Origin of the sequence: Methanocalculus sp. (genome assembly GCF_029762515.1) — an archaeon.
Lineage (GTDB): Archaea > Halobacteriota > Methanomicrobia > Methanomicrobiales > Methanocorpusculaceae > Methanocalculus.
In genome coordinates this window covers 1-3,741 of record NZ_JARVGN010000230.1, presented here as the reverse complement: position 1 = coordinate 3,741, position 3,741 = coordinate 1, and the positions used below count along the sequence as shown (strand labels likewise).

Sequence of the window (3,741 nt, the reverse complement as noted above, 5' to 3'; positions counted from 1 at the left end):
CCACCCGACAGTCATCGCTCAGGGATGTCGTCAGGCAGCAAATAAGGCACAGGAGATCTTACGGGATATCGCCTTTGACATCCAGCCGGGCGACACAGCCATCCTTACCAAGATCGCCGAGACCGCAATGACCGGAAAGGGCGCAGAATCTTCAAAAGAGAAACTCTGTGAACTCATTGTAAAGGCAATCACCATGGTCACCGATGAGGACGGAACCGTCGATACCGAGAACGTCAAGATCGAGAAGAAGGTCGGCGGCTCAATCGACGACTCCGAGATCATCGAAGGCATGATCATTGACAAGGAACGTGTCCACTCAGGCATGCCAAAGCTCGTCAAAGACGCGAAGGTTCTCCTTTTAAACGCAGCAATCGAATTCAAGAAGACCGAAGTCGACGCTGAGATCAGCATTACAAGCCCCGATCAGCTCCAGATGTTCCTTGATGAAGAAGAGAAGATGATCAAGACGATCGTCAACAAGGTCATCGCATCCGGTGCAAACGTTGTCTTCTGCCAGAAGGGTATCGACGACATTGCCCAGCACTACCTTGCAAAGGCAGGTATCTTCGCAGTCCGCCGTGTCAAGAAATCCGACATGGAGAAGCTTGCACGTGCAACCGGTGCAGCCCTCGTCTCATCCATTGATGCAATCTCAACCGAAGAGCTCGGTAAAGCCGGCAGGATTGAAGAGCGCAAGGTCTCAGGCGAAGAGATGATCTTTGTTGAAGAGTGCTACAATCCAAAAGCAGTCTCGATCATCATCAAAGGCGGAACCGACCATGTCGTCGACGAGCTTGAGCGTGCAATCGAAGATGCACTCCGCGTTGTCGGTGTCGTCGTCGAGGACAAGAAGGTTGTCGCAGGCGGCGGCGCTCCTGAGATTGAACTCTCACTCCGCCTCCGTGAATACGCATCCAGCGTTGGTGGCCGTGCACAGCTCGCAATCGAAGCATTTGCAAGCGCACTTGAGATCATCCCAAGAACCCTCGCAGAGAACGCAGGACTTGACCCAATCGACATGCTCGTCGACCTCCGTGCAGCTCACGAGCAGGGCAAAAAGACCTTCGGCCTCGATGTCTTCGCAGCAAAAGCAGCAGACATGAAGGCAGCAGGCGTTGTCGAGCCTCTCCGTGTCAAGACCCAGGCAATCTCCTCAGCAGCAGAAGTTGCAGTCATGATCCTCAGGATCGATGACGTCATCGCCTCGTCCGGAAAGGGCGGCGGAATGCCAAGCGAGGAAGAGATGGCTGCAATGGGCGGCATGGGTGGAATGGGCGGCATGGGCGGAATGCCCGGCATGATGTAAGATCCCAACTACAACCCCTTTTTAAACAGGATACCATATGACCCTCCTTTCGGGAGGGGTACTTTTTTCTTCTTGTGCGTCTTCAATCTCTTTTATGAAGACCGGATTCATCTATACCAAATATAAGACGGATTGTTACCATTGTCATGCAGACGCCGATCAGGTGATCAAAGTGGTGCCCCAGCAGGCACAGGTGATCTGCTCGAACTGCGGCGCAACGAGGGTCTTCATCCCCCGCATCCATGAGGTGGGTTCAAGCGGATCATTCACCCCGATATCCTGTTATGATGTCTGGAACCTTGAGCCGACAGCAGAGTGCAGAAACTGCCATATAACTGGAACCCATGACCTCTTTGTCGGGTGCAACCATTTCACAGTCCGGTGCAGGAACTGCGGGTTCACCCAGTTTTACAAGTTCAATCTCCAGTATATCGGCAAATGCGACATCGAAGAGGATATCTGCGATCCGGTGATCAGATAGCCGGTACCCCGCATCCCCTTTGTTTGAATAAGAAGAAAACCTGCCATGATGTCCAAACGTTATACCCTGCTCATCGCTGCTGTCATTATTGGAATGATACTCTTCGCAGCACTTTCCTTTCCCCAGCCTGTGCAGGAGAGAGAGATACACCTTGCGATCCTTACAACCTCTGATCTCCAGAGCAGAATCTTTCCGCCCGGGATCATCGAAGGAGTAGAAAGTCCGGGTCTGTCAGCTATCGCTGAAACCGCCAACAGAATACGAGCCGAAGAAGATTATTCCCTCCTCCTGTCAAGCGGGGATGACCTGATAGGCGCCCCCTATTCTCTCTTTCATGGAGAGCCGGAATATCGCGGCATGACAAGAGCAGGGTATGATGCAGTCTGCCCCGGAAACCATGAGTTTGGGTTTGGAGAGAGCGGATATGCCAGAGCTGCCGGTTATGCAGGGTTTCCTATCGTCTCGGCTAACATGATCGTTACAAATGAAACCCTGAGCCATATCATCAAGCCATGGGCAATCATCGGTCAGGATGAGCTTAAAATAGGCATATTCGGCCTGATGACACCAAAACTAAGTTCAATAGCTCCAACCGGCCCAGGCATCACCGTCACCGATCCTTGTGTGGCAGCAGAAGAGGCGGTCCGATCCCTTCGGAATGCTGATGTTGACGTTATCATCTGCCTCTCCCATATGGGAGAAGCGGAAGATACGCGTCTTGCAGAGAATGTTGCCGGGATTCATGCAATCATCGGGGGTCATGATCATATCGTTCTCCAGAAAGAGGTGCGGGATCCGGATAACCGGATTGTTCCTATCGTCCAGGCCGGCCAATATGGAGATGACCTCGGGATACTCAGGCTGACACTCAGGGACAGGGAGGTGATCAACTGGAGTTTTGAGGTTATCAAACCGGAAGGGGAAGACGCAGCCGTCTCTGCAGTACTTGCACCCTTCATCACTGCTTATGAGGAAGAGATGAAGAAGCCGGTCGGGGAGATCAGCTTCCCGCTCGATACCCGGAAGATGATCGTCAGGGGAGGCGAAGCCGAAGTTGGAGATCTCATCACCGATGCATGGCGGGACTGGTTCCCTGAGGCAGATGTTGCGTTTATAAATGGAGGGTCGATCCGGGGCGACCGGGTCTTTTCTCCAGGTCCGGTATCCTGGGGGATGATGCAGGAGATCCTCCCATTTGGTAGCGAACTCGTCCTCGTGCAGATGACGGGAGGAGAGATCAGGGATTCACTTGAGATCTCGGCATCGGCACTCAGGATTTCAGGGGATGAAATATTTCCCGGTGAGCGTCCGCCAACCGGAGGATTCCTCCAGGTATCTGGTATACGGTTCACCATCGATACGGAGGGGGATCCCTTTACCGGAAGGTACGAGGGGAAGAGTCTGGCAGAGCTCATGACTCCCGGCAGACGAGTGAGCAGAATCGAAGTATTGGAAGCCAGAGGGTGGGAAGAAATGAAGGAGGACCAGTGTTACACTGTCGTTGTCAATAGCTGGCTTGCATCAGGCGGCGATGGGCATTATGCTATTGCAGAGGCGGCAGGATCGGAGTATGTGGGAACAACTGTCCGGGATATCGACCCGGTCATTGTATCTGTCAAGTGGGAACAGGTAGAGAGGACTGGTTGGGGTGGAAGAATTCAGATCAAATAGAAAGGAGAAGAAGCTGATTTGACCCTTCGGTTGATTATATTAAGATTATTGAGGAGGGGTAGGGGGAAGAGAATCCGGATCAGAAACCACTCAGTCTGAGAACCATGCCAAGGGTAATTCCGGTTATTGAAACGGTGATTGTCATGAGTCCCAAGACAAAAAGGTTCATCACAGCTTCTGAAGAAACCGGAAAGTCTGTCTGGTTCATCATAAGCCTCCGCACCCTCCTTGAAGGCCGTACCTCAGCAGTTATAACAGGTTTGGCTGGTTTTATTCGGATTGT

At 52.4% G+C, this 3,741-nt stretch carries 3 protein-coding genes; all 3 read left to right on the top strand.

Annotated features, from left to right (window positions below; genetic code table 11):
• On the top strand, positions 1-1,306 hold a 1,306-nt coding region (thsA, locus tag QCH34_RS08610), incomplete at its 5' end, for a thermosome subunit alpha (protein WP_300332892.1).
• 94 nt (positions 1,307-1,400) lie between these two features.
• Positions 1,401-1,787 (top strand): hypothetical protein, encoded by a 387-nt coding sequence (locus QCH34_RS08605; RefSeq protein WP_300332889.1) that lies wholly within the window; start codon positions 1,401-1,403, stop codon positions 1,785-1,787.
• Positions 1,788-1,832: 45 nt separating this feature from the next.
• Positions 1,833-3,458 carry a bifunctional UDP-sugar hydrolase/5'-nucleotidase gene (locus QCH34_RS08600; protein WP_300332885.1) on the top strand — a complete coding sequence of 542 codons (1,626 nt, stop codon included), beginning with the start codon at positions 1,833-1,835 and terminating at the stop codon, positions 3,456-3,458.
• Positions 3,459-3,741 lie beyond the last annotated feature (283 nt).